Source organism: Kribbella sp. VKM Ac-2571 (assembly GCF_004362255.1).
GTDB classification, from domain to species: Bacteria; Actinomycetota; Actinomycetes; order Propionibacteriales; family Kribbellaceae; genus Kribbella; species Kribbella pratensis.
In genome coordinates this window covers 179,601-204,381 of the sequence record NZ_SNWS01000017.1, presented here as the reverse complement: position 1 = coordinate 204,381, position 24,781 = coordinate 179,601, and the positions used below count along the sequence as shown (strand labels likewise).

The window sequence follows — 24,781 nt, the reverse complement described above, 5'->3', positions numbered from 1 at the left end:
GCCCGGCGACACATCCACCACCACAGTCAACGCCACGAACCAATGATTCCGAAGAACCAACCCGGAGTAAAGTTACTTCGCTAACGCGACACTAGATCCCCTTGTCGCATTGAGCGACCGAGCCACGGTGGTTGGACCCGCGGACTAGCATCACGCGCCGTTGGTCGACTTGCGGGGATCGATGCCGGCGACAACTTGTTGACCAAGGCGCTGCCGGACGACAATGCCACCGGCCGGCAGTTTGCGTACACCTACGACGTGCTGGGCCGCAAGGTCACCGAGACCACGCCGAAGGGTGTTGCGACCACGACGGATCCGAACGACTTCGTCACGAAGTACACCTATGACCGGATCGGTCAGGTGCTGAAGGTCGAGACACCGTTCGTTGACGGCGGGTCGACGAAGACGCCGACACGTTCAAGATCACCACCGACGGCCTGGCCCGCACCACCCAGGTGCAGGAGTTGAAGGCTGGTGTGGAGAAGGCGAAGACCGACTACACCTACGACCTCGACTCCGTGCTCTCGACCAACGCCCAGCGTGGCGCGGATGCGAACACGGTGGGTGTGTCGCGCTACACCGGCTACACGTGGGATGTCCGGAATCTGGTGGCCACGGTCAAGGCTGGTGCCTCGCCGACGGGCATGTTGGATACGTGGAGTTACACCTACGACGGGCGCGGTCTGCGTTCGACGATCACCAAGCCCAATGGCAATCTGGCGACGTTCACGTATCACGAGGACGGGCTGCCGCGGATTCAGTCTGAGAAGACCAGCGGCGGGAAGTTGGTGTCGTCGCATTCGCTGCGCTTCAACTCCGATGGCGACCGCTCCCAAGATGTCGAGAAGCTTCTGAAGGCCAACTCGTCGGAGTATCTGGACCAGGCGTCGACCTACTCCTATACCCCGGCGCGGCAGCTCGAGGCGGTCGTGAAGACCGGTGTCGAGAAGGGCGACAGCGAGGACTACAAGTACGACGCCGCCGGCAACACGATCGAGCAGAAGATCGGCGCCACAACGTCGACAATGACCTACGACCGCAACCGGCTGATCAAGACGGTCACCGGTGGAACGACGCTGAATCAGCGTTACGACCCGTTCGGGCGTGCGACAACCTCCGATCTCGGTGCGCAGGTGGTGGAGCAGAACGCTTACGACGGCTACGACCGCCTGGTCCGCCAGCAGAAGTTCGACACGGCCGGTACGCCGACGTTCACCCGCAACCAGACCTACGACGCGTTCGACCGTGTCACCAACCAGTCCGAGAAGGTCGGTACCGCACAGTCGATTTCCACCAGGTACACGTTCGTCGGTCTCGCGAACCAGGTCGCGGCCGAGGAGGAGAAAGACACCGCCGGCGCCTGGAAGGTCTCCAAGTCCTACGCCTACGGCGCCAAGGGCGAGAACCTGTCGCTGGTCGACTCCCCGGTCAACAGCACGACGTCGAAGAAGTCGTTCTACGGCACGAACCCGCACGGCGACGTAGAAACCCTCACCGACGCCTCCACAGGCACCACAACGTCGACGTACCGCTACACCGCCTACGGCCAAGCCGACAAGGTCGGCACGACAGGCGACGACGCGATCTTCGACAACGACCCGGCGAAGAACGCCGACATCGTCAACCCGTACCGTTTCAACTCGAGCCGCTTCAACGGCGCCACCGACACCTACGACATGGGCTTCCGCGAGTACAACCCCGGCCTCAACCGGTTCCTCACCCGCGACATGTTCAACGGCGCCCTGACCGACCTCGGACTCGGCACGGACCCGTGGAACGCGAACCGGTACATGTTCGGCGGCGGCAACCCCATCAGCCGAATTGAACTCAACGGCCACATCAATGCCGCCGAGGATGGCGCCAGCGGCGGCGGCACGGTCACCCCGTCGCCAACTGTCATCGGCCCCACCACTCCGACGCAAACCGAGCCATCAACGACGACGCAGACCGGACCGGGCGAGTCACCAGCTGACTGGGCGCGCAGCCACCCGGATGCTTTCGGTGAGGCCGAGTTGAACCGTGAGGCTTTTGGCAACATCCTGAAGGATATTGGCTGGATGGGTCTCGGTGCCGTCGTGACTGCGGCTGGCGGCTCACTCACCGGTGGCGGCCCTGTCATCTGCGGTGGCACTGCCGGGCTCCTGTGCCCTGTTGGCGCCGTTGCCATGTATGGGGGCGTCGCCGTCACAGCAGCTGGCACGGCAATTACGGCGACTTCTGCCAAGCGATTGGGCAACGACTGGGGCCGGCTCCTCACCGAAAGTCACAGTCCAGGGTCAACCGGTGGGGAACCAGCAGGTTCAAGGTACTCAACACGTCAAGAGAACGCAGGTGACCTCGCGAATAAGTACGTCGAGGGACAGGCAACCCGCGATCCGTCCTCGCAGTGGTATCACGAGTATCTGCCCAACGATATGCTCTTGGAAGAGATCAACAACGCGGCGCAAGGAAACGGGATTGTGGTTTCGCGAAACGGCACAATTCTCGGAGGGCACCACCGCTGGGACGAGCTCCAATTGAGGATAAGCGACGGGCGCATCGATCCAAATACCCGAATCAATATCCAGGTATACCTTGGGGAGTAGAGTTATCTGATGGCTATGATCAATTCGTCGGACCCTGACTTCCGGATATGTCAGATCGGTTTCGATACTCTGCTCGAGATTCAGGTCGAAGCTGAGGTTCGAGGTTGGGGAACGCGCTGGAGTTCGATGGAAGCATTACGCAGCCAGGTCAAGGAAGAAGCATTGTTCCTGCAGGCGCTGATGCGCGAGGAGCGAGGCGGCGTTGTGCGATCGTACCGATGTCTGGTGGTGTTCTCGCGCGCTGATGGCGCGGACGCCGGCGGGGTCGCCACGATCGATATCGATCCGGCGAGGTACGAGTCGCTGTCGCGACTTGATCGTGATCCGGATGTACGTGGGGCTCTTGCCCGGATGTTCTCACTTGCAATGGGGGGAATATCGATGGTCTCGAAGAAGTAGGGCTCTGCGCCGAGCTCTCGGGAGTCGCGACGTCACGAGCAGCGCCAGCGTGGTGTCGGTTGCTTACGCAGGACGCCCAACGACTGTTTGGTCCGGCCGGTAAGTCGGGCGCAGGTAGTTGCGATGCGCTTCATCTTCCCCGGGGGGCTTCACAGCTATGCGTGAGATGCTTGAGCTGACAACTCAAGGGCAGGTCGGAGCGCACCTGGGGAGACCTGGTTGCGCGCGCGTCACCATGTGCACTTAGACCCTCCGGCGTGCCAACCGGGCCTGAATCGGTCCTCACCGCGAGATGTTCACGGTGCCCTGACTGACCTCGCACTGGACACCGATCCGTGGAACGCGAACGGTATGCTCGGCGGCGGCAATCCCATCAGCCGTATCGAACTCAACGGCCGCCTGGACTCCGACGAGGGCCTGGCCGTGGGACGACGCCTCGCCCCACTCCTTCTCATGTCGAACGCAGCGGTTCTTGCCGACCGCGACGGCGCTAACAATAGACTTTCGGACATCGAGTTGAAGATTCTGAACTCGGTCACCAACGCGTTGGGCCGTCATCATCAAGCGCAAGGGGCACCATTAAGCTCTACTCTGAGACGTGGCTGCGGGCAAATAGGAGGCACAGATGACACCTGCTCACCTCGCTGTCGAGATGGAGGACTTGCCGCGGCTCCGCGAACTACTGGGCGGCGGCGACGTCGAGGAAGTGGGACCAACCAGCGTTGTTGAATGCTGCTCGGATAACTGCTGGCGTGAAATCGCCGACATCCTTGGCAATAGCGCACCTCTTCAAGTATCGATACTTCGCCGGGCAAAACCGGTTCAAGTTGATCTACGAGGTCCCGCGCCGGTCGCTGGGGCGGATCGCTTCATCCCGCTGACCGCTTGATCGCCTCTGTCACGCCGGTTTCAGGCGAGGGCTCGGCAAGCCCTGATGCGTCGTACTGGTGCAGCGCCGCGTGCGACAGGCAGACGTGACGGTCACGCTGCTCTGAGCGTGAACTCGAGCTCATCACCCGGTCCAAGGACGGCGAACCCCCGGCCGTGGTTGGCCGGGGGTTCGGGGTGGATGGGGGTGTCAGTTTGCGGTTGCGCAGGTTACGAAGGGGTGGACTTTGATTTCGCCCTTGGGGTCGTTGTTGGTGAGGGCTACGGTCCACGACGTTGCGGTCGCTGCTCCGTCTGCCTCGGCCACGTCGGTGGGGTAGGAGCCGTTCAGGACCAGGTCGGCGGGGGTGCCGCTGCCGGAGTCCCACTTGACGCCGCCGCTGATTGCCTTCTTGCCTGCGGCGCACTCGAGCTTCAGCGTGCTGAAGCCCTTCGGCACAGCCGTCAGTTGACCGTCTACTGCGAGCCCGGAGACGCCGTCCTTACCGGCCGCGCCTGCGGGGCCTTCAGCGCCGGCAGGACCCGCGGGTCCGGCCTCGCCCGTGCCGACCTTGTTGAGCTTCTCCCGCACGACCGGGGTCAGGTCACTCTCGCCGAGCGAGTTGTCCACGACCTGGAGCGACGCGACGGAGCGCGCGCACAGCGGGTAGGTCAGGTACTTGCATCCGGTATCGCCGGCGGCGTTCGCGGCGACCGCCCCCGCGCCGATGATGCTGACCGCCGCGATCGTCGCGGCAACCAGCTTCTTCTTCTTGGTGTTGAAGAGCCTCACACTATTCCCCTCTTGAATCCCGGCAGCCCCAGTCGGCCCGGGCGACGGATCAAGTTATCAGGTCTGGACCACCTTGAGGAGCCACTCAACCCGAGACTTCACATGCTCTTGAAACTTGTTTCACGCGGGCAGTGAAACAACCGTCGGTCGGCGGGCTCGCACTCGGGTTCCGTGTTATGCGGGGACCTTCCATCTCTGTGGGTCTTGGCCGTTGCAGTCGTAGATTTGCAGGTCGGTGCCGTCCGCGGTCGCGCCGCCAGGGCTGTCCAGGCAACGGCCTGATTGCGGGTTGAGCAGCGAGCCGTTCGCTTGTGCACGCCACTGTTTCCCGCTCCAGCTCGCGCCGCCGTTGGTCGAGGTGTAGTGGCCGATGATCTGGTTGTTCGTGGGCGAACCGGCCGGGCGTTCGTCGGAGATGAAGCAGGCGAGGGTGTTGTTCGGCGCGAGCAGGAACCACGGCTCCCAGATGCCCTGGCCGATGGTGTTCGGCTGGCCGCTGGTCTCGGTGCGGTTCGACAGGTACCGCCAGCTGGCGCCGTGGTCGGTGCTCTTGAACACCTCGATCTTCTGGGCGGTGAAGTTGCCCTCGTCCCAGGCGGTGCCGGCCGCGAGCAGGTCGCCGGCGTTGAGCCCGTTGGCGGTGCGTGGTATTTCGTAGATCACCGGCGCACCGAGATCCCACCCGGCTGTGTTCGAGGTGATCGTACTGATCCGCTGGCGTCGGCGTTCGGGAAGGTGGACAGGTTCGGGCTGTAGAGCACGTTGCCCGGTGGTGCGGCGCTTGCCGGCAACGCGACGAGCGCCGCGGCAACGATGCCAAGGGCAACCAGTAGCCTGCGGACGGACATGGATCCTCCTCTGACGAAGGGCGGTGGGCCGAGAAAGGAAAGGTCAGGTGGGCGGTGGTCGAGGAAAGTCAGTCGGTGGTGACGTCGATGAATGTGCGTGCTACCACGACGCCGGCGGTGTCCGTGAGCCACAGGCGCACGCGTCCGGGTTCGGACACGGTGATGTCGATGGGATCGGTGACTGTGAAGGGCTTGGCGTCGACCGGTGCCGTACCAGTTGCCCAGTGCAACGTGCCCAGCAGAGGCTCGGGTCCGTGGTGGGAGATGCGGATCGGGACGGTCGCAGCTTCCCCTGAGAGCACGAGATCACGGCCTGGTGCCTCAGGTGTCAGGTCGACGATCAGCACTGTTTGCGCGTGGACGTCCGACGGTACGACGCCCCCGAGATCCTTGGTACGGCGGTCATAGGTGTAGACGCCGACCGTCTCGTGCTCGATGTCGTACAACTCGGTGTAGATGTAGCCCGCGTTGCGCGGGTGGCGGCGAAGCTCCTGAGTCTGCCAACGGAGATGCCAGCCACGTTCCACACTGGTCGAACCGCCGCCGTACTCGCCATTGAGCTGGATCTTGTCGCTTCCGTCGAAACCGGGTGCCGCGATCGCTTTGTTCACCAGCAGCTCAGGCCCGAGCTTGACCGGGAAGGCTCCGTCGGCCGTGTTGACCAGCCGGTCCACGGTCGCCGCCCACGACGCGACGTTCTCGTCGTAGTAGTGCCAGTCGACGAGATCGGTCTCGACATGCGCCCAGCCCGAGTTGTCGACGACCGGACGGGTCGGGTCCGCGTCCCGGATGATCCGGTACACCCGACGTACGGCGTCCTGTTTCGCCGGGTCACCGGGCACGTCCCAGTCCAGCCCCCACTCCTCGTTGTATCCGCCCCAGATCACGATGCTCGGATGGTTGCCGTCCCTCGCGACCATCCCGGCCGTCACGTCCTCGAAGGCCGCGACTGCCTCGGGCGTGAAGCGCCCGGTCGACGGCGGCTCCGCCCACACCAGCACCCCGAGCCGGTCGGCCCAGTACAGCCACCGCGGATCCTCCAGCTTGATGTGCTTGCGAACCAGGTTGAACCCGGCCGCCCGCCCCAGCTCGAGATCCTGCCGGAGTGCCTCGTCACTCGGCGCCGCGTGCCCGCCCGTCGGCCAGAACCCCTGGTCGAGCACGCCTCGCACGTACGTCGGTACACCGTTCACCATGAGATTGCCGCTGTCCCACTCCACCTTCCGGAGCCCGGTGTATCCGCGCACCGTGTCCGCGCCGGCGGTCACGATCACGTCGTACAGATGCGGATCGTCGGGACTCCACAAGCGGGGCCGGTCGATCGGAAGCGTTGCCGTCCCGGGCCATTCGTCGTACTCGCGGACCACGACCCCAGGGATCTCGATCCGGACGGGCGACGGACCGGACAGCGTGACCTCGATGCCGTCGAGCGCCTCGGTCGGGCGGAGATCGAGTCGGGAGATGTACGACGCCGGCCGCGGCTCGAGCCACACGGTCTGCCAGATCCCGCTGGAGGGGGTGAACGCGCAGCCGTCGTAGTCGTCGGCGGGCATACTGCGCTGCTTTCCGTGCGGGATGAACCGCTTGTCGGTCGGCGCATCGACCTGTAGGACGAGCTCCGCGCGGCCCGACGAGTCGAGCAGATCGGTGATGTCGGCCTCGAACGGGAGGTAACCGCCTTCGTGTTCGACGGCGAGCTCACCGTTGACCCACACGGTCGCGTGGTGGTGGACGGCGCCGAAATGGAGGATGGTCCGCTCGCCGGCCCAGTCGGCCGGGCGCTCGATGTGCCGCCGGTACCAGGCGGTCGGCAACCAGTGTGCATCGATACCGGAGTCGGGGTGCTCCCACGGAAACGGGACCACGATGGTCTCCGCGAAGCGGTCGGCCTCGCGCGCGAAGTCCCATTCGCCGTTGAGGTTGAGCCAGCGGTCGGATCGGTCGAAGTGCGGGCGTGGATATTCGGGTCGTGTATTCACAGTTTGCTCCAGCTCTCAGCCCTTGAGGCTGCCGGCCATGACGCCTTTGATCAGGTGACGTTGCAGGAAGATGAAGACGACGAGGACGGGGATCGCGGCCACGGTGCTTGCCGCGAGCAACTGGCCCCAGACGCTGGTCCAGTCCGCGCCGAGCTGGCCCGAGCGGATGTTCTGTGCGAGTGCCGAGAGCATCACCTGGAGGGTCTGGTGCTGCTCGTCGTTCACCGCGACCACCGGCCAGACGAAGTCGTTGTAGATGTTGATGAAGGTCAGTACGCCGAGCGCCGCCAGCCCGGGCCGGATCACCGGGACCACGATGCTCGCGAAGATGCGCAGCTCGCCCGCGCCGTCGACCCGGGCCGCGTCGAGCAGCTCGTCGGGGATCGCCAGGATCACCTGCCGCATCCAGAACACGCCGAACGCGTCGATCGCGCCGGGCAGGATCAGCGCCTGGAACGTGCTCACCCAGCCGAGCTGACTCATCTCCAGCAGCAACGGGATCAGCAGGACCAGCGTCGGCAGCATCAACGTGGTCAGCACGGTCGCGAACAGCACCCGCTTGCCCGGAAAGGCGTACTTCGCGAACGCGAACCCCGCCATCGGGCAGAAGACCATCGTCAGCGCACCTTTGACCGCGACCACGATCGCGGTGTTCCGGAAACCGGTGCCGATCGGGATCGTGTCCAGCATCGACCGGAAGTTCGTCAGCGTCAGCTGCCCGGGGTCGAAGCTGAACGGGCGGGCGATGATGTCGCCGCCGGTCTTGAGCGACGAGGCCATCATCCACAACAGCGGCGCGAGACTGATGATGCCGGCGACCGTCAGCAGGCCGTACCGTCCGACAGACTTCATGAATCCTCCCTGGACCGCAGCAGCCGGATCGACGCGAGCGACAACGCCAGCACCATGACGACGAGCAGCATCGAGTTCGCCGCCCCGAGGCCGAGGTCGGAGTTGGTGATGTGCTTGTACAGGTAGAGGCCGGCGGTCCTGGTCGCGTTGAACGGTCCGCCGCCGGTCACGACGTACGGCTCGGCGAACAACTGGAAGACCGTGAGGGTGCCGATCACGACGACGAAGCTGAGCGTCCGGGTCACCAAGGGGACAGTGATCGACCAGAACTGCTGCCAGGCGTTGGCGCCGTCGATCCTGGCCGCCTCGTAGACATCTTGTGGGATTGTCGACAACCCTGCCATCAACAGGATGACGGCGTACCCGGTCGTGCGCCACAGGACGAGGAGCGCGACCGTCACCTTCGCCCACGCGGAGGTTGTCAACCAGCCGATTGTCGGCAATCCGATCGACGACAAGCCATGGTTGACGGCGCCGAAGTCCTGGTCGAAGAGAATGATCCACACCTGCGCCATCGCCACCAGCGGCGTCACGAACGGCGCGATCAGCGCGGCGCTGAACACTCCGCGGAACCGGGCCTTGCGCAACGCGACCGCGATGGTCAGTGCCAGCAGTACCTGCGCCGGCACGACGAGCAGCCAGAGCGCGCCGGACGTTGCCATCGACTGCCAGAAGTCCGGGCTGGTCAGCAGGTACCGGTAGTTCGCGAGCCCGGTGATCTTCAACGCACCCGCGCCGTGCCAGTCGGTGAAGCTCAGTTGCAGGGCGAAGAAGATCGGATAGGCGCTGAACGCGGCGAAGACCAGGACGAACGGCGCGACGAACAGGTACGGCGCGGCCTTGACCCGGCGCCGCCGTACTCGATGCGCCGATCGCCGGGTCGCCGTCGCCTCGGTGAGGGTCGCCATTCAGCTGGGCCCCATCAGGTTCTTCTGGATCTGATTCGCCGACGTCGTGAGGACCTGATCGGGCGTCATCTGCCCGGCCAGCAGCTTCTGCACGTTGACGCCGAAGTAGTCGACAGCCTTCCCCCACCAGGTGGGAATCGTGTAGCCGCTCGGTACCTGCATGCCTGCCTCGACCGCGACCTTCCAGAGGTCCTGGCCGCCGAGCGCCTCGATCGGCTTGAACAGCGGGGTGCTCGGGTCGAGCGCCGGGAGGTACGACGGGATCGACGTGTTGAGCCCGCCCGGGTACACCTCGTTCTGTCCGTACACCGTGGTGTAGCCCTCCTTGCTGAACACCAGGTGCTCGTACAGCCGCCAGGCCAGCTCAGGGTTCTTGGCCTTGGCCGGGATGACGAACGACGAACCGCCCATCACGCCCGCCCGCGCACCGCCGGCCTGCCAGGCGGGCAGTGCGGTGGCCCGCCACTTGCCTTTGCTTGCCTTCAGCAACTGCTGCGGCGCGAAGACGAACCATTGCGCCCAGGGCACGAACACCTGGGTGCCGTTGTCCTGCGTCTGCAGGTCGGTCGGCTGGGTGTATTTCGCCAGCGTCCCCAGCCCTTCGGACCGGACCTTGTCCAGCCAGGTCAGCACGTTGCGGTACGGATCGGAGTCGATCGTGAGCTTGCCGTCGGCACCTACCATCCCGGCGCCCTGCTGGTTGGCGAACATGTCGATCCACAGCTGGGCGAGGAACTGGTCGTTCTCGAGATGGATCGGCCTGGCGTTCGGAGACTTCTCCCGGACCGTCCGCGCGGCGTCCAGCAGAGCGTCGTACGTCGTCAGGCTCGCCGGGTCGACGCCCGCCCGTGTGACGATGTCCTCGCGATAGAACAGAAGCCCCGGATCGAGGTCCCAGGGCACCGCGACCACCTTGCCGTCGACGGTCACCACACCGAGTTTGTACGGCGCGATGTCCGGTTTGTACTGCTCGATCAGCTGGCTCAGATCGTGCAGGTGCGGCGCGACGCCGGTGAGCAGTGCGTCGTCGTAGAACGCACCGTCGGGCACACCCGCGCCGCTGATCAGCGTGGCCGGCAGTTTGGCGTTGATGTCGACGGCCACATGGTTGACCTTCACCTGTGGGTACTTCGCGGTGAACGACGCGATCGCCTTGTCGAACACCTTGTACAGGTCGCCGGTGCGGTCCCAGATGGTGATCTCGCCGGACGGCGGCTTCGTCGCGCTCGCACTCGGCAGCGGACTGCTGCCAGTGGTGCTGCCGGGCGCGCAGGCACCGAGGCCGCCGGCCACCAGTGCGGCACCGGCGCCGCGGAACAAGGTGCGGCGGGAAAGGGAGGTTGCAGAGGGAGTGGTCATGTCGCGGTCCTTCATGACTTTGCTGGGCTTGCAACGTTGCAAGTGGTGCTGGAGACGCTAAGGTTGCAACGTTGCAAGTGTCAAGACTTCAGTTGCTCACGAAACGAGGTGCACAGTGGCCGCCACACTGCGCGAAGTCGCCGAGCGGGCCGGTGTCTCGGTCCGGACGGTCTCGAACGTCGTCAACGACTTCCCGCAGGTCGCCACGGAGACCCGGGCCCGGGTGCAACGTGCGCTCGACGAGCTCGGATACCAGCCGAACGCGGTCGCCCGGACGCTGCGCAACGGCCGCTCCGGGCTGATCGCCCTGGTGCTGCCCGAGCTCGACGTACCGTACTTCGCCGAGCTGACCCGGGCCGTGATCGAGCAGGCAGCGGTGGCCGGCTACACGGTCGTGGTCGACCAGACCGACGGCGATCCGGTCCGCGAGCGCGAACTGGTGATGCGCGGCAGCCGGGCCGCGATGTTCGACGGATTGATCTTCAACCCGCTGGCGCTCGGCGGCGCCGATCTGCGCAACCGGGCGTCGTCGACACCGGTGGTGCTGCTCGGTGAGCGCGTGGTGCAGGGCGGGCTCGACCACATCATGATCGACAACGTCGGCGCCGCCGAGCTCGCGACGCGGCATCTCATCGAGCTCGGCCGGCAGCGGATCGCTGCGATCGGCGACCAGTTCGACGAGACCCGCCAGACCGGTCAGCTCCGGACGCAGGGCTACCGGGCCGCCCTCCGCGCGGCCGGCCGACAGGTGATCCCTGAGCTCGTGCGTCCGACGGAGTACTTCCACCGGGCCGACGGTGCGGCCGCAATGGCCGACCTGCTCGAGCTCCCCGAGCTGCCCGACGCGGTGTTCTGCTACAACGACCTGCTGGCCCTCGGTGCACTGCGCACCATCCTCAGTCGCGGCCTCCGCGTCCCCGACGATATTGCACTGGTCGGCTTCGATGACATCGAGGACGGCCGTTACAGCACCCCGAGCCTCACCACGATCAGTCCCGACAAGACCCAGATCGCCAAGAACGCCGTACGACTCCTGCTGAACCGTCTCGACGGCGACAGCTCCGCCCCCGCCGAACTACCGGCCGACTACACCCTCCAGATCCGCGAAAGCACCACAGGCTTGAGCTAGGCGCCGCGGATCAGGCGGTCGCCGAGGTCTGAGCGGCGGTAGAGCACGGAGCGGCCGTGGCGGGCGGAGATGAGGAGGCCGGCCGCGTGTAGTGCGCGCAGGTGCTGGTTGACCGCGGTCGGTGTGACGTCGAGGCGTACGGCGAGCTCGGTCGACGAGGTCGGTGTCTCGAGGAGGCCCATCAGCCGGGCGCGGACACGGCCGATGAGACCCACCAGCGCATGGGCCGGCGTGCTCGTCTCGGTTTCCCAGAGCGTTCCGAGGCCGCGCGCCGGGTACATGATGTGCGGTGGTTCGTCGGGGGAGATCGGCGCCGTCGCCCGCCGGGTGAAGAGCGATGGGGCGAGCGTCAAGCCGCGGCCTGCGGTCGAGGTGCGGTACGAGAGATCGCTGCGCAGGCGTACGCACACCACGTTGTCCTCGAGGCGAACATGCTGGTCGACGTCGGCGAACATCATCGCCAGGCCGGAACGCGCTGTGACCCGGCCTCGGTACACGACGTCGGCCTCGAGTACGGTCCGCATGCGTGGCCAGTACGGCTCGAAACAGGCCTCCCAGTACTCCCGCAGCGCCGCCAGGAGACGGGCGAGGACCCGATCCGGTCGGCCCCGAAGTGCCGGCGGCAAGGCGGTGTGGTGGATCTCCGCGAGGTCCGCGCGTACGACGCTGTTCGGTGTGTCCGTCAAGGCCGCGAGCTCGTCGTCGATCCTGCCGAGCGGGGTGTACGGCCGCGGGGTGAGGAAGTCCGGCGTCCACAGCAATTCGTTCGTCAAGGCGCGCAGCAGGTCCAGCGGGAGCCCGGCGCGCGCCGCCTCGGTGGCGCGCAGCCAGGGCAGCTGCAGCGGGAACCGGCCCGGATCGCGCAGCGTCCGCAGCGACAGGACCAGCTCGTTCAGCGGCGAGATCGCGAAGCGCACCTCACCGAGATCGTTGCCGACCAGCTCGTACTCGATCATGAAGCAATACGCTACATCGATGGTGGCGCCGAACATCCGGATGCGACAACTGACGAGTGCCCGGACTCCTCCGCGATCCTGTCGAGCGCGCGCTCGCCTCCGCTGTCGCCGCACTGGCCCTGTCCCGTGGGATGTTCTTCGCGGTCAGCGCGCTGTACTTCACCCGCGGCGTGGGCCTGTCCCCGACCGCTGTCGGCATCGGCCTCACCGTCGCCGGAGCAGTCGGAGTGCTTGCGTCGTACGCCGGTGGTTGGCTGAGTGACCGCTGCGGCGCCGATCGGCTTCAGCAGTGGGCTCTCGCCGCGAACGGCGTCGCACTACTGGGATACGCCCTGGCCCGCGATGTCGTCACCTTCGTCCTGGTCGCGGCCTGTGTCTCCGCGTCCCGTGGTCTGCAGAGCACCGCCCAGATGACGCTGCTCGCCCGGTGGTACGTCGGCCCGGAGCGGGTTGCCGTCCGCGCCCGGTTGCGTGTGGTGATGAACGTCGGGATCGGGATCGGCACTCTGCTTGCGGGTTTGGCTCTGGTGGTGGACACGGCAACGGCGTACCGCCTGACTGTGGTGCTCGTCGGCGCCATCACGACTCTCGGCACGATTCCATTGGCGGGTCTGCGCCGAAGAGTGTCCGGGCTGGCGGAGCGAATGGATGCCTCCGCAAGCACCGAGGCGCCACGGGGACCTTCGCCGCTGAAGGATCGCACGTACGTCACCTCGACGGTTCTCAATGCCCTGCTGGCGATCCACTTCGCGCTGACGTCGGTCGGTATCCCGCTGTGGGTGGCGGATCACACCGAGGCGCCGACTGTCGTCGTCTCGGCGCTCCTCGTGGTCAACACGGCGTACGTCGCGCTCTTCCAGGTCCGCGCGTCCCGTGGCACGCAGGACCTGCGTACGGCCGGACGATCGGTACGCCGAGCCGGCCTGCTGCTTCTCGCGGCCTGCTTGCTCTTCGCTCTCGCAGGTCACCTCGGCGCCGCTGCAGCGACCGGTGTCCTGCTGCTCGGCGCGCTCGCCTCCTCTGCGGGGGAGACGCGCGGTGAAGCGGGGAGTTGGGGTATGGCGTTCGAACTCGCCGACCCCGCTCGCGCCGGCGCCTACCAGGGCCTCAGCCAGACCGGCCTCGCGCTGGCCCTGATGCTCGGCCCCGCAGTCGTCACCACAACCGCCATCGACCACGGCACCCTCGGCTGGATAGCACTCGGAGCCCTCTTCGCACTCACCGGCACCGCAACCGCCCTCCTCGCAAACCGAGCCGCTCGGTCAACCGGCGCAGAAGCGCAACCTGCAGATGGGACGAACGGCGCAGTCAGGACCAGAGGCTGAGGAGGACCTTGCCGGAGAGGTTGGAGTTGGCGGCGGTGGTGAAGGCGTCGACTGCTTGGTCTGCCGGGTACTCGTGGGTGATGACTTGGTCGAGGGCGAGGTTTGTGGCGAGCAGTTGGATCGCCTCGTCGATCTCGTTGTTGAAACGCAAGGTGCCGCGGAGTTGGAGTTCGCGGGAGACCAGGGGAGCGAGGTTCACGCCGCGCGGCTCGTCGGCGGGGATGCCGACGAGTACGACGGTTCCCGCCCGGCGGGTCGCGGTGAGGGCGGTGCTGATCGCGGCCGGTACGGCGGTGCACTCCAGGACGACGTCGAAGTACCCCGCGGGGACCTCGTCCGTGCCGACCTGGAGCGTGCCGTGTACTCCGAGGTCCCGGGCCCGCTGCAGTGGGCCCGGGAGCACGTCGGTCGTCACCACTTCAGCCGCGCCCGCGGCCAGCGCGGCCGACGCTGTGAGCAAACCGATCGCACCCGAGCCGGAGACAAGCACCCGCTTGTCCTTGACGCCGTCTGCGATGGCGATGGCATGTAGAGCGACGGCCAGTGGTTCGGCCAGGGCGGCACGGCGAAGGGGTAGCGACGTAGGCAGGGCCCGCACCATGTGCTTGCCTACAACAACGAATTCACTCATGCCGCCCTGGGTGTGCGGCCAGGTGGAGGCGCTGCCGAGATAGGCACCGTTCGGCCAGAGGTGCGGGCGGTCCTCGATCCCCGGCTCCGGGGTCCCGTAGGTGGCCGGATGGATGGTGACCGGCGTTCCGGGTGCCAGTTCGCCGGACGGGTCGAGGTCGACGGTGCCCGACAGTTCATGACCGGGCACCAGCGGCTCGCGGACGACGTACGAGCCGTTCGCGCCCTCGTGGTAGTAGTGCAGGTCGGATCCGCAGATCCCGCCGTACGCCATCCGGAGGCGGACCTGGCCGGCCTGCGGCGCCGGGGTCGGCAGCTCGGTCTCGACGAGGTCGAGCTTGCTCCGGATGACGATCGCCTTCATGGTTCTCCTTCAGGCCGTGGCGGTGGCGGGCGAGACCGCGGGCTGCACATCCTGTGCGCGGTCGGTGGCGTTCTCCGGGGCGAGCAGGTCGCGGTCCCGGGTCTCCGGCGCGAACAGTGCGGCGCCGAAGGTGATCGCCATCGCGACGGTCATGTAGATCGCAACGGGCACCCAGGAATCGAACGCGTTCATCAGCGCGACCGCGATGAGCGGCGCGAAGCCGCCACCGAGTACGGCGGCGAACTCGCGACCGAGTGTGACACCGGCGTACCGGTAGCGGCTCCCGAACAGCTCCGGGAAGTAGCTCATCGTCACCGCAACGCCACCCTGGCAGGCGAACACGAAGCCGACGATCATGGCCAGGTAGATGACCGTGAGATTTCCGGTGCTCAGGGCAACGAAGGTCGGGAACGGCAGGAGCAGCAGCAGTCCGGCGATACCGAGGAACACGGACCGCCGCCCGAACAGGTCGGACAGGTAGCCGAGCACGACCGCGCCGAGTCCTCCGAAGATCGCTCCTACCAGCAGGATCTCCGGCACGGTCTGCGCGTCGATCTTCACGGTTCCCTTCAGATAGGAGGCCATGAACACCTGGTAGGTGTACGACTGCACGCTCAGTCCGACGGTCATCAAGGTGACCAGGGCAACGGCCTTCTTGCCGTTGCGGAACACCTCGCGAACCGGCGCGGCAGCCGCCGTACGCTCTGCCTTGATCTCCGCGAACACCGGCGTCTCCTTGAGCTTGCGCCGCAGGATGTACGCCGCGACCGTGACGAACGCACTGCTCAGGAACACCAGCCGCCAGCCCCACGACATCAACTGGTCGTCCGGGAGCAGCTGCACCAATGCCCACGCCCCGGCGCCGAGCGCCGTACCGGCCGCAGCCCCGGTCATGATCAACGCCGCCAACCGTCCGCGCTTGCCGCGCACAGCCGTCTCGGTGAGCAGGGTCGCGCCACCGGACTGCTCCGCGCCGGCACCGAAGCCCTGCAAGAACCGGCTCAGCACGAGCAGGATCGGAGCCCAGACGCCCACGGATTCGTACGTCGGCAGCACCCCGATCGCCATCGTCGCGACGCCCATGAGGGTCAACGTGGCCACCAGGATCCACTTGCGCCCGAGGCGATCGCCGTACCGCGAGAAGAAGAACCCGCCGAGCGGACGGGCGCAGAAGCCGACCGCGTAGGCGCTGAAGCTGGCGAGCAGGCCGGCTGTCGCCGAGATGTTGGGGAAGAACAGATGGCTGAAGACCAGCGCCGACGCGGTCCCGTAGATGACGAAGTCGTACTGCTCGAGCGCGGTGCCGATCAGCCCCGCGAGCGCGGCCCGCCGGGTCTCTTGCGGTGTCGGCTCAGGGGTCGAGGGGTTCGGTTCCATGGCGATTCCTTCGGGGTCTCAGGCCGCGGGGGAGGCGTGCGGCCGGGACGTTCGGGAGCGCGCGGCCTCACGGGCCGCGGCGCGGACGCCGTCACGGGTGATGACGGCGACGTAGTCACTGACGCGCCGGGCAAAGTCATTGCTCTCGGCAAGTTCCGTGGCGAACACCTGGGCGATCGCCGACCTGACCAGGTCCTCGGTACCGCGGGAGTGCGCCGCGAGCGCCCCGAGCCGCTCGCGGGCCGGGTCGACCATGGCCCGCGCGTGCGGACCGGGATCGAACCCGGACAGGGGTACGACGCAACACAGCCACGCGGCGCACGTCAACGCAAGATGCTCGGGCATCACGCCCTGACGCAGCAGCTCGAGGGCCGGCGTAGGGATGCGCTGCGGAAGTTTGACGGATCCGTCGCTGCCGACCTGCTGGGTCCGGTGACCGAGCGCGTCGTTGGACCACCGCTCGAACAGCGAGGCGATGTACGCGTCGATGTCGAAGTCACGCGGCAGCGCGACCGTCGGCAGGTACTCGTCCTCGAGGACGGCCCGGGCGGCGGACTCGATGAAGCCGGTGGCGCGCGCCTCGGGGATGGTCGCGTGCCCGTCGAGCGCACCGAGATACGCGATCAGCGAGTGCGTGCCGTTGAGCAGCCGGAGTTTCAGCAGTTCGTAGGCCTCGACCTCGGCGGAGAAGACCGCGCCGCCTCGTTCCCACGCCGGTCGCCCGGCGGCGAAGCGGTCCTCCATCACCCACATCGTGAACGGCTCGGCCGGCACCGGGCTGAGGTCGTGCACGCCCAGCAGTTCGTACGCCGCCGCGCGGTAGGCCTCCGTCGTTGCGGGGACGATGCGATCGACCATGGAGTTCGGGAAGGCGACGTTCTCCGCGACCCAGCTCGCGGCCTTGCTGCTCTGTCCGGTGGCCTGCAGGAACTCGAGCACCAGCCGACGGGTCTGTGTCCCGTTCGACTGCATGTTGTCGCAGTTCAGGACGGTGATCGGAGCGCCGTGCGTCTTGGCCCGGCGTTCCAAAGCACGCGCGATCTGCCCGATGACGGTGCTTGGCGTCGCACCGATGAGGTCCGCCGCAATGCCGGGGTGATCCAGCGCGAGCCGGTGCGTGCTCGGGTCCATGCAGTAGCCGTGCTCGGTCACCGTCATCGAGACGATGCGAGTGTCCTCGGCCGCGATGGCGTCGACCACCGCAGCGGGGTTGCTGGCGGCAACGATTGCGCCGGTGTGGACACCAGGCACGCTGATCGACGAACCTCCGGGCGACAGTTCGAGCACGGAGTACAGGCCGTCCTGGCGGTTCATCGCGTCGGCGACAGCAGCCGAGCGGCTCGCGACGCCGAGGATGCCCCAGCCGTCGCCCGCGTGTGCGGTGTAGACGGCTTGGTGCGCTCGATGGAAGTTGCCGAGGCCGAGATGCACGATGCCGGTGCCGGTCGGCCGGGCGGTCAGCAGGTGCCTGGAAACCGAGGCGCGGTTCATAGCGCTCACCAGTCGGTCACTGAGCCGTCGAGGCGGCGAGCAACAGGCAGATAGGCGGGTTCGTAGGGGAACTTCGCGGCCAGCGCCTCGTCGACCTCGACACCGAGGCCGGGTGCTTCGCCCGGGTGCAGGTAGCCGTCGCTGAACGACCAGGAGTGCGGGAACACCTCGTGCGCAAGAGCGTCGTACCCCATGTACTCCTGGATGCCGAAGTTGTGCGTCGACAGCCCGAGGTGGACGCTCGCGCCGAACGAGACCGGCGAGACGTCGGACGGCCCGTGCGGCGCTGCCTTCACCTGGTACACGGCGGCGAGCGCGAAGATCGAGCGCAGGTGGCTGATCCCGCCGGCATGCGCCACCGCGACCCGGATGTAGTCGATCAGCTGCCCGGTGATCAGGTCCTTGCAGTCGTAGATCGAGTTGAAGACCTCGCCGATCGCGAGTGGAGTCGTCGTGTGCTGCCGTACGAGACGCAGGGCCTCTTGGTTCTCGGCCGGGGTGACGTCCTCGAGCCAGAACAGGTCCGCGGGTTCGAGCGCCTTGCCGAGCCGCGCGGCCTGCTGCGGCGTGAGCCGGTGATGCGCGTCGTGCAGCAACGCCAGCTCGGGCCCGACGTGCTCCCGCACCTTTGCCAGAACGGTGGGAACGTGACGCAGATAGGCATCCGTGTCCCACGACTCGACCACGGGCGCGGCGCCGCGCTTCGCCGGCTCGTAGCCGGTGGCCTCGCGATGAACGCCGTACACGGTCTCCAGGCCCGGTACGCCGGATTGCGCGCGGACCGCTCGGAATCCGTCCTCGCGGCGCGCATCGACCTCGTCGAGCAGTTCGGGCAGATCCCAGGCCGATGCGTGCGTGTAGGCGAGGACGCGGTCGCGGACGGCGCCGCCGAGCAGCTGGTAGACCGGCATCCCGGCGGCCTTGCCTTTGATGTCCCAGAGGGCGAGGTCGACCGCGCTGATCGCGGCCATCGTGATCGGACCGCGACGCCAGTACGCCCCGCGGTAGAGGTACTGCCAGGTGTCCTCGATCCGCGCCGGGTCGAGTCCGGTGAGCAGCGGTACGACGTGGTCGCGCAGGTAGCTCGCGACGGCGAGCTCACGGCCGTTGACAGTGGCGTCGCCGTACCCGACGAGGCCGTCGGCGGTCTGTAGTTTGAGGGTGACATAGTTGCGGCCGGGGCTGGTGAGGATGACCTCGGCGGCGATGATGCGATCGGTCATATCAGTGCCTTCAGTGCCTTCAGGGCCTACGGAGCCTTCGGAGCCTTCAGAGTCGGACGAGGTTGCGCAGTTCGTTGCCCTCGGCAAGGGCGGTGAGGTTGGCGGCGATGTCGTGGATGCGGCCGCGGAACGTCTGCTGGGTGATCCCGGACAGGTGCGGTGTGAGCAGGACGTTGTCCAGGTCCCCGAACGGGGCCTCGGCTGGTCGCGCCTGGTCGCCGTCGGCCGGGTACGAGTACCACACGTCGAGGGCGGCGCCGCGGATCGTGTGGCTGCGCAGGGCGTCGTACAACGCCTGTTCCTGGACGAGCGGGCCGCGAGCAACGTTGACGAGTACGCCGTCCGCGCCGAGTTTGCTCAGCTCGCCGGCGCCGATGATGCCGCGAGTGGCCTCGGTCAGCGGCGCGGAGACGACGAGCGCGTTGGAGTCCTCCAGCAACCGGGGGAGTTGGGTCGTGTCACCGGCCCAGTTGAGATTGCCGGCTGGGGCCTTGCCGCTCGCGGTGATGGCCTGCGCCTGGGCGCCGAAGGCTTGCAGCACTCGCCAGGCGGCTCGGCCGATGTGGCCGAATCCGAGGAAGCCGACCTTCGCGCTCGACAGCGTCTGGGGTTGGGGGAGTGCTGCGTCGTACACCGGCGAGCGCCAACGGTTCTGGCGAAGGGCGGCGTCGGCCTGGGGGAGCTCGCGGCGCAGGGCGATCAGGGCCCAGACGATGTACTCGGCGATCGAGTCCTCGTGGTGATAGGTGTTCGCGACCGGTACGCCGGTTGCCTGGACGCGGTCGGTGCCGGCTCCGGCCACCTGCACGAGCCGGAGGTCCGGCGCGGCGTCCGCCATTTCCTGGGTGAACGCCGGACCCACTAGGACCTCGGCGGTCTTCAACGCGTCGAGGAGATCGCCCGGAAGCCAGACCAGCTCGTCACGAGGCACCAGCGCCTCGAGTTCGTCGCGCAACGGCAGCAGGTTGCGGTCGGTGATGACGACTCTCATGCGTCGCTCCGGTCGCGGCGTGCGGGGGTCCAGCCGGCCACCGGGCCGGTGCTCTGGCGGACGACCAGTTGGGTCGGCAGTGTGACGGCGCGCGGCTCGGCCGCTGCCTGGCCGGGCTCCGCGGTCAGTTGCTGGTGGAGCATGTCGATGCTCATCACGCCAGCTCGCGACATCGGGACCTGGATGCTGGTCAGTGTCGGACGGCCGACCTCCGCGAGCGGGGTGTCGTCGATGCCGATGACGCTCAGCTCGGCCGGCACCTCGACACCGAGCGCGGTCGCTCCCGCGATGATGCCCAGTGCCATCAGGTCGTTGTGGGCGATCACCGCCGTGGCGCCGGACGCGACGACGCTGGCCGCCGCGGCCTGACCGCCGGCCACCGTCTCCGCCTGCCAGCCGAGCACTTCCAGCTCGATGTCGGCCTCGTCGGCCAGCTGCCGGATCGCTTCCACCCGGGTCTGGTTCGACCAGGACAGCGGTGACCCCTGGGCGTAGGCGACATGTTCGTGACCCAGGACGCGCAGGTACTCCAGCGCCTGCCGCAGACCGTCGGCGGCATCCGGTACGACGCTGCTCGTCTCGTCGCTCGTCCGGTTGACCAGAACGAGCGGCGTGTCACCGCACAGCTCGACGATGTCGTGCGCGGGCAGCCGGGGCGAACAGACGACGAATCCGTCGACCCGCTCGTGCAGTTCGCCGATGATCTCCCGCTCACGGTCCGGGCTGCCGTCGGTGTCGGTCAGTACGACGGTCTGCCGGCGGTTCCAGCCGTGCGCCTGGGCGGCCTTCACGAAGCTCGCCCATACCGGGTTGCCGATGTCCGGGACGATCATCGCGACGGTCGCCGAACGGGTCGGGAGCCCCGACCGGGAGCGGCGGCCGGCCGAGGCGACGTACCCGATCTCCTCGGCGGCGCCGATGATCCGGCGCAGGGTGTCGCGGCCGATCCGGTCGGGGTCGCTGAACGCCCGGGACGCGGTCGACAACGACACACCCGCACGCTGCGCGACGTCGGTCAGGGTGGGATTCACAGCTCGCTCCAGAGGTTGCGGCAAGGTTTCGCCAAGATTGCGGCAACTTGCGCAACTCTGTCAAGAGCTCGTTCAACTTGGCCGGGACCGGACCTCCGCGAGGGTGGTTCCGGGCTGGCAGGGTCGCGCCGCCTGAGCGTAAAGGCAACGATTGCCACGCCTTGACACGTCTGAAAGCCGGGACTACCTTCTCGGCAGATGGAAAGCGCTTTCTAGATCCTGGTGAAGGAGTCGCTCCCATGAGTACCCGAACTTCCGTGCGCTCCAGCCTGTGGCTGGGATTGCTGGCAGTCCCCGCGGTCGCGTTCTTCCTGGTGTTCAGCTACGCGCCGATGGCCGGCCTGCTGGTGGCGTTCAAGGAGTTCGACATCAGCAAGGGCCTGTTCGGCAGCCCGTGGAACGGCCTGGACAACTTCCGCTACTTCTTCGCCTCCGGTGACGCGCAGCGGATCCTGGTCAACACCATCGTGCTGAACGTGCTGTTCCTCGCCGCGACGCTCGCCGCCGGCGTGACGCTGGCGATCATGCTGAACGAGATCCGCGGCCGCTTCTTCAAACGGGCGGCGCAGTCGACGATCTTCTTCCCGTACTTCGTTTCACCGGTCGTCGTCGCGATCATGCTGCAGGTCCTGCTGTCCGGGCCGGCCGGGGACGGCGGCGTCGTCAACGACGCGCTGGCCGGCTTCGGGCTGCCGACGGTCAGCTGGTACACGGAGCCGGGTCCGTGGCCGTGGATCCTGACCTTCGTCAAGATCTGGCAGCTGGGCGGCTACATGAGCGTCATCTTCCTGGCCGCGATCACGTCGATCCCCGAGGACGTCTACGAGGCGGGCCAGATCGACGGCGCGAGCAGGGCGCAGATGGCGCTCCGGATCACCCTGCCGCTGCTGAAGCCGACGGCCGCCGTCTTGCTGGTGCTCGGTGTCGGCCGGATCTTCTACGGGGATTTCGGCACGATCTACGCCATCGTCGGCGACAACGGCACGCTCTTCCCGACGACCGACGTGATCGACACCTACGTGTTCCGCTCCCTGCGCCAGATCGGTGACTTCGGCACCACCGCGGCGATCGGCCTGTTCCAGTCGGTGGTCGGTTTCGTTCTGGTGTCGACCGCGGTGCTGATCCAGCGCCGGTACTCGAAGGAGACGAGTCTGCTGTGACCACCATGACCTCGAGCCTGGCCAAGGCCGCCGGCCGGACCGCGGCCAAGCGGCGCTCCGGTGGCTGGGAACCGTTCACCGTCGTCAGCGTCATCGGCGTCGCGCTGTTCATGCTGGTCTGCCTGATTCCGTTCTGGGTGATCGTGTCCGGCTCGTTCACCGACGAGCAGACGCTGGCGGGCAAGGGATACAGCCTCATCCCGCAACCGTTCTCAACCGCGGCGTACAAACTGATCTTCACCGGGCCGACCCTGGTCAGCGCGTACGTCGCCAGCATCGTCATCACCGTTGCCGGTACGGCGCTGGCGCTCAGCATCACGTCCGGGCTGAGCTGGGTGATCGCGCGGCGACTGCCCTACGTCAGCCGGCCGTTGGCGATCTTCGCCTACATCCCGATGCTGTTCTCCGGCGGTCTCGTCCCGCTGTACCTGCTGGTCACGCAGTACCTCAAGCTGCAGAACAGCTACTTCGCGGTGATCCTGCCGTTGCTGGTGGCACCTTTCCTGGTCTTCATCCAGGTCTCGGCGTTCCGCCAGTTGCCGGAGGAGATCCTCGACTCGGCCAGGGTCGACGGCGCGGGGGAGCTGCAGATCTTCTTCCGGATCGGGCTGCCGTTGTCCAAGCCGATCCTGGCCGTCGTCGGCCTGTTCTACGCGGTCCACTACTGGAACGAGTGGTTCACCGCACTGCTGTTCATGTCGGACATCCACAAGTACCCGCTACCGCTGCTGTTGCAGAACCTGATCTCGAACGTCTCGTTCTCGCAGATGCTGCCGACAGCGGCAGCTCAGTCGACGCCGGTCTACCAGCTCCGGCTCGCCCTCACGGTCGTCACCATCGGCCCGATCCTGCTCGCGTACCCGTTCGCGCAGCGCTACTTCGTCAAAGGCATCACCTTGGGAGCCACCAAAGGCTGACGGCCCCACCACAACTTCTGGAGGCATTGTGCCCGCCACATCTCCCGCCGGCCTCAGCAGGCGCGGCTTTCTGGCCGCCGGCGGCGGCCTGTCCCTCGCAGCCATGCTCGGACTGAGCGGCTGTGGAGACTCGTCGTCACCGGGCTCCGGCAAGGCCGCAGACACTCTCGCCCTGCTGTTGCCCGGTGACACCCCGACCGGCTGGGACGCGATCCTTGCCAAGGTCAACGAGAAGCTCAAGAAGGACCTGGGCTTCACCATCGCTCCACAGTTCGTCGCCTGGTCCAACTACCAGCAGCAGTCACTGCTCAAGTTCACCGCGGGTGAGAACTTCGACACCGCGCTGCAGGCTCGCTGGCTGAACATGATCCAGCTCGTCGCGAGCAAGTCCCTGGTTCCCGTCGACGGACTGATCAGCAAGTACCCGAACCTGAGCAAGACACTGGACCCGCAACTGCTCGAGCAGAACAAATGGTCCGGCAAGCTGTACGGGATCCCACAGGTCAACTCCGCCGCACGGTTCCACCACTTCACCGTCCGCCAGGACCTGGCCGACAAGCTCGGTGTCGGGGAGATCTCGACGTTCGACCAGTTGGAGAAGTTCTGGTACGACGTCAAGCAGAAGGAGAAGCTCACTGCGATCGGTGTCTCGTCCAACATGCCGAAACTCCTGGCGGCCTTCGCGCCGGTCGGCTGGCTGAATCAGCACGACTGGGAGAATCCACACGTCAGCGTGCAGTTCTTCAGCGGCGGCTCGCTCCCGTTCTACTTGGCGCAGGACGGGAAGAGCACCGGGTCCGCGAAGCCGATCCCGTTCTGGGAGGTTCCGGGCGTCGTCGATGCGCTGCGCAAGATCCGCAAATACTACCTCGACGGCATCATCAACAAGGACGCGCTGAACGTGGACTCGAGCACGATCAAGTCCCAGTTCGAGTCGGGCCGCATCGCGACCCGGTGGGCGATGACGGACGGGCTGTCGTCGCAGTCGCTCGCCCCGCTGCGCAAGGCCGTACCGACCGCGCAGATCGCGAACGTCGTACCGCTGCGGGGCGGCAAGGACGCCAAGCCGAACCAGACGTTCCAGGCCGACAACTTCGTCGTACTCAACGTCAAGGGCCGCAGCAACGAGCGGGCGATGCAGCTGGAGGACTGGGTCTCGATCAAGGAGAACCACGACCTGCTCAGCTACGGGGTCGAGGGCACGGACTGGAAGCCGGTGGGCGCGGACAAGTTCCAGCAGCTGTCGCAGTACAGCTTCCCCGGGTTCGCGTTGTGCTGGCGGCAGAAGCTCGAGCTGAAGATCAAGGACATCACGCCGACCGAGGAGGCGTGGTTCGACTGGGCGCAGAAGTACGACAACTTCACCTTGGACCCGTACGCGTCGTTCGTGCCGGACGTGACGCCGGTGAAGCGTCAGGACAGTCAGGTCAACGCGGCGATGACGCAGTACGGCAACCCGTTGTGGATCGGGGCGGTGGACGTCGACAAGGGTCTCGACAACCTCAAGAAGGCGGTGGACAAGGCCGGCCTGGGCGAGCTGCAGGCGGAGATGGAGAAGCAGGCGAACGCGTATCTCAAGGGCCAGTGAGGCTGTCCT

The 24,781-nt window shown here is 66.7% G+C and carries 23 protein-coding genes; 9 read left to right on the top strand and 14 right to left on the bottom strand.

What is annotated here, in order from left to right:
* The first annotated feature begins 198 nt into the window (after positions 1-198).
* From EV651_RS32035 to EV651_RS42040, 4 genes are all read left to right on the top strand, one after another.
* Complete coding sequence (locus EV651_RS32035) at positions 199-468, top strand: hypothetical protein (protein ID WP_166658863.1); 270 nt, start codon at positions 199-201, stop codon at positions 466-468.
* Positions 465-2,585 carry an RHS repeat-associated core domain-containing protein gene (locus EV651_RS32030; RefSeq protein WP_238157318.1) on the top strand — a complete coding sequence of 707 codons (2,121 nt, stop codon included), beginning with the start codon at positions 465-467 and terminating at the stop codon, positions 2,583-2,585. Before EV651_RS32035 ends, EV651_RS32030 begins: the two co-directional genes overlap by 4 nt.
* Before the next feature lie 9 nt (positions 2,586-2,594).
* A complete protein-coding gene (locus tag EV651_RS32025; RefSeq protein ID WP_133788993.1) occupies positions 2,595-2,984 on the top strand; it encodes a hypothetical protein in 390 nt (129 codons plus the stop codon).
* Between the two features lie 625 nt (positions 2,985-3,609).
* Positions 3,610-3,873, top strand: a complete 264-nt coding sequence (locus tag EV651_RS42040) for a hypothetical protein (RefSeq protein ID WP_202870602.1) — start codon at positions 3,610-3,612, stop codon at positions 3,871-3,873.
* 189 nt (positions 3,874-4,062) lie between these two features.
* Here EV651_RS42040 and EV651_RS32015 read toward each other — a convergent pair whose 3' ends face one another.
* The 7 genes from EV651_RS32015 to EV651_RS31985 all read right to left on the bottom strand — a co-directional run bounded on the left by EV651_RS32015 (position 4,063) and on the right by EV651_RS31985 (position 10,590).
* Complete coding sequence (locus EV651_RS32015; RefSeq protein WP_133788992.1) at positions 4,063-4,644, bottom strand: hypothetical protein; 582 nt, start codon at positions 4,642-4,644, stop codon at positions 4,063-4,065.
* 174 nt (positions 4,645-4,818) lie between these two features.
* On the bottom strand, positions 4,819-5,307 hold the full coding sequence (locus EV651_RS32005; protein ID WP_238157317.1) for an RICIN domain-containing protein: 489 nt from the start codon (positions 5,305-5,307) through the stop codon (positions 4,819-4,821).
* Complete coding sequence (locus EV651_RS42665) at positions 5,304-5,492, bottom strand: hypothetical protein (protein WP_238157316.1); 189 nt, start codon at positions 5,490-5,492, stop codon at positions 5,304-5,306. The genes EV651_RS32005 and EV651_RS42665 overlap by 4 nt, the downstream gene beginning before the upstream one ends.
* A gap of 68 nt (positions 5,493-5,560) precedes the next feature.
* On the bottom strand, positions 5,561-7,471 hold the full coding sequence (locus EV651_RS32000) for a glycoside hydrolase family 2 protein (RefSeq protein ID WP_133788991.1): 1,911 nt from the start codon (positions 7,469-7,471) through the stop codon (positions 5,561-5,563).
* Between the two features lie 15 nt (positions 7,472-7,486).
* Complete coding sequence (locus tag EV651_RS31995; protein WP_133788990.1) at positions 7,487-8,323, bottom strand: carbohydrate ABC transporter permease; 837 nt, start codon at positions 8,321-8,323, stop codon at positions 7,487-7,489.
* Positions 8,320-9,231, bottom strand: coding sequence for a carbohydrate ABC transporter permease (locus EV651_RS31990; protein WP_133788989.1), 912 nt, complete (start codon positions 9,229-9,231; stop codon positions 8,320-8,322). The genes EV651_RS31995 and EV651_RS31990 overlap by 4 nt, the downstream gene beginning before the upstream one ends.
* The gene (locus EV651_RS31985) at positions 9,232-10,590 is read right to left on the bottom strand and encodes an ABC transporter substrate-binding protein (RefSeq protein WP_166658862.1); all 1,359 of its coding nucleotides are present in this window, start codon (positions 10,588-10,590) and stop codon (positions 9,232-9,234) included.
* Between the two features lie 115 nt (positions 10,591-10,705).
* Between EV651_RS31985 and EV651_RS31980 the strand changes: the two genes are divergently transcribed.
* Positions 10,706-11,719, top strand: a complete 1,014-nt coding sequence (locus tag EV651_RS31980) for a LacI family DNA-binding transcriptional regulator (protein ID WP_133788988.1) — start codon at positions 10,706-10,708, stop codon at positions 11,717-11,719.
* Here the strand turns inward: EV651_RS31980 and EV651_RS31975 are convergent.
* The gene (locus EV651_RS31975; RefSeq protein ID WP_133788987.1) at positions 11,716-12,675 is read right to left on the bottom strand and encodes a DUF5937 family protein; all 960 of its coding nucleotides are present in this window, start codon (positions 12,673-12,675) and stop codon (positions 11,716-11,718) included. The two genes, EV651_RS31980 and EV651_RS31975, sit on opposite strands and share 4 nt — an antisense overlap.
* A 56-nt stretch (positions 12,676-12,731) precedes the next feature.
* On the opposite strand from EV651_RS31975, the gene EV651_RS31970 reads away from it, so the two are divergent.
* A complete protein-coding gene (locus tag EV651_RS31970) occupies positions 12,732-14,000 on the top strand; it encodes an MFS transporter (protein ID WP_133788986.1) in 1,269 nt (422 codons plus the stop codon).
* On the opposite strand, the gene EV651_RS31965 is transcribed toward EV651_RS31970, so the two are convergent.
* Genes EV651_RS31965 through EV651_RS31940 form a run of 6 tightly spaced genes read right to left on the bottom strand, consistent with a single transcriptional unit; the run spans position 13,984 to position 21,107 of the window.
* Entirely contained in the window at positions 13,984-14,994 is a 1,011-nt protein-coding gene (locus EV651_RS31965; RefSeq protein WP_133788985.1) for an L-idonate 5-dehydrogenase, read from the bottom strand. The genes EV651_RS31970 and EV651_RS31965 overlap by 17 nt on opposite strands.
* A 9-nt stretch (positions 14,995-15,003) precedes the next feature.
* Entirely contained in the window at positions 15,004-16,371 is a 1,368-nt protein-coding gene (locus EV651_RS31960) for an MFS transporter (RefSeq protein ID WP_133788984.1), read from the bottom strand.
* Positions 16,372-16,389: 18 nt separating this feature from the next.
* Positions 16,390-17,862, bottom strand: a complete 1,473-nt coding sequence (locus EV651_RS31955) for a mannitol dehydrogenase family protein (protein WP_133789012.1) — start codon at positions 17,860-17,862, stop codon at positions 16,390-16,392.
* Positions 17,863-17,867: 5 nt separating this feature from the next.
* Positions 17,868-19,085: a D-mannonate dehydratase ManD gene (gene manD, locus EV651_RS31950; RefSeq protein WP_133788983.1), complete on the bottom strand. Its 1,218-nt coding sequence runs from the start codon at positions 19,083-19,085 to the stop codon at positions 17,868-17,870.
* Between the two features lie 46 nt (positions 19,086-19,131).
* Positions 19,132-20,076: a 2-hydroxyacid dehydrogenase gene (locus tag EV651_RS31945; RefSeq protein WP_133788982.1), complete on the bottom strand. Its 945-nt coding sequence runs from the start codon at positions 20,074-20,076 to the stop codon at positions 19,132-19,134.
* Positions 20,073-21,107: a LacI family DNA-binding transcriptional regulator gene (locus EV651_RS31940; RefSeq protein ID WP_133788981.1), complete on the bottom strand. Its 1,035-nt coding sequence runs from the start codon at positions 21,105-21,107 to the stop codon at positions 20,073-20,075. Before EV651_RS31940 ends, EV651_RS31945 begins: the two co-directional genes overlap by 4 nt.
* A 239-nt stretch (positions 21,108-21,346) precedes the next feature.
* Between EV651_RS31940 and EV651_RS31935 the strand changes: the two genes are divergently transcribed.
* From EV651_RS31935 to EV651_RS31925, 3 genes are read left to right on the top strand one after another with little or no spacing between them, the layout of a single operon-like run.
* The gene (locus EV651_RS31935) at positions 21,347-22,267 is read left to right on the top strand and encodes a sugar ABC transporter permease (protein WP_133788980.1); all 921 of its coding nucleotides are present in this window, start codon (positions 21,347-21,349) and stop codon (positions 22,265-22,267) included.
* The gene (locus EV651_RS31930; protein ID WP_133788979.1) at positions 22,264-23,184 is read left to right on the top strand and encodes a carbohydrate ABC transporter permease; all 921 of its coding nucleotides are present in this window, start codon (positions 22,264-22,266) and stop codon (positions 23,182-23,184) included. Before EV651_RS31935 ends, EV651_RS31930 begins: the two co-directional genes overlap by 4 nt.
* Positions 23,185-23,212: 28 nt before the next feature.
* Positions 23,213-24,772 (top strand): DUF3502 domain-containing protein, encoded by a 1,560-nt coding sequence (locus EV651_RS31925; RefSeq protein WP_133788978.1) that lies wholly within the window; start codon positions 23,213-23,215, stop codon positions 24,770-24,772.
* Positions 24,773-24,781 lie beyond the last annotated feature (9 nt).

Excerpts from the sequence above, each read along its gene's own strand:
- EV651_RS32025 (WP_133788993.1), top strand. The coding sequence starts at position 2,595 with ATGGCTATGATCAATTCGTCGGACCCTGACTTCCGGATATGTCAGATC.
- EV651_RS42040 (WP_202870602.1), top strand. The coding sequence starts at position 3,610 with ATGACACCTGCTCACCTCGCTGTCGAGATGGAGGACTTGCCGCGGCTC.
- EV651_RS42665 (WP_238157316.1), bottom strand. The coding sequence starts at position 5,492 with ATGTCCGTCCGCAGGCTACTGGTTGCCCTTGGCATCGTTGCCGCGGCG.
- EV651_RS31995 (WP_133788990.1), bottom strand. The coding sequence starts at position 8,323 with ATGAAGTCTGTCGGACGGTACGGCCTGCTGACGGTCGCCGGCATCATC.
- EV651_RS31990 (WP_133788989.1), bottom strand. The coding sequence starts at position 9,231 with ATGGCGACCCTCACCGAGGCGACGGCGACCCGGCGATCGGCGCATCGA.
- EV651_RS31985 (WP_166658862.1), bottom strand. The coding sequence starts at position 10,590 with ATGACCACTCCCTCTGCAACCTCCCTTTCCCGCCGCACCTTGTTCCGC.
- EV651_RS31975 (WP_133788987.1), bottom strand. The coding sequence starts at position 12,675 with ATGATCGAGTACGAGCTGGTCGGCAACGATCTCGGTGAGGTGCGCTTC.
- EV651_RS31965 (WP_133788985.1), bottom strand. The coding sequence starts at position 14,994 with ATGAAGGCGATCGTCATCCGGAGCAAGCTCGACCTCGTCGAGACCGAG.
- EV651_RS31960 (WP_133788984.1), bottom strand. The coding sequence starts at position 16,371 with ATGGAACCGAACCCCTCGACCCCTGAGCCGACACCGCAAGAGACCCGG.
- EV651_RS31955 (WP_133789012.1), bottom strand. The coding sequence starts at position 17,862 with ATGAACCGCGCCTCGGTTTCCAGGCACCTGCTGACCGCCCGGCCGACC.
- manD (WP_133788983.1), bottom strand. The coding sequence starts at position 19,085 with ATGACCGATCGCATCATCGCCGCCGAGGTCATCCTCACCAGCCCCGGC.
- EV651_RS31945 (WP_133788982.1), bottom strand. The coding sequence starts at position 20,076 with ATGAGAGTCGTCATCACCGACCGCAACCTGCTGCCGTTGCGCGACGAA.
- EV651_RS31935 (WP_133788980.1), top strand. The coding sequence starts at position 21,347 with ATGAGTACCCGAACTTCCGTGCGCTCCAGCCTGTGGCTGGGATTGCTG.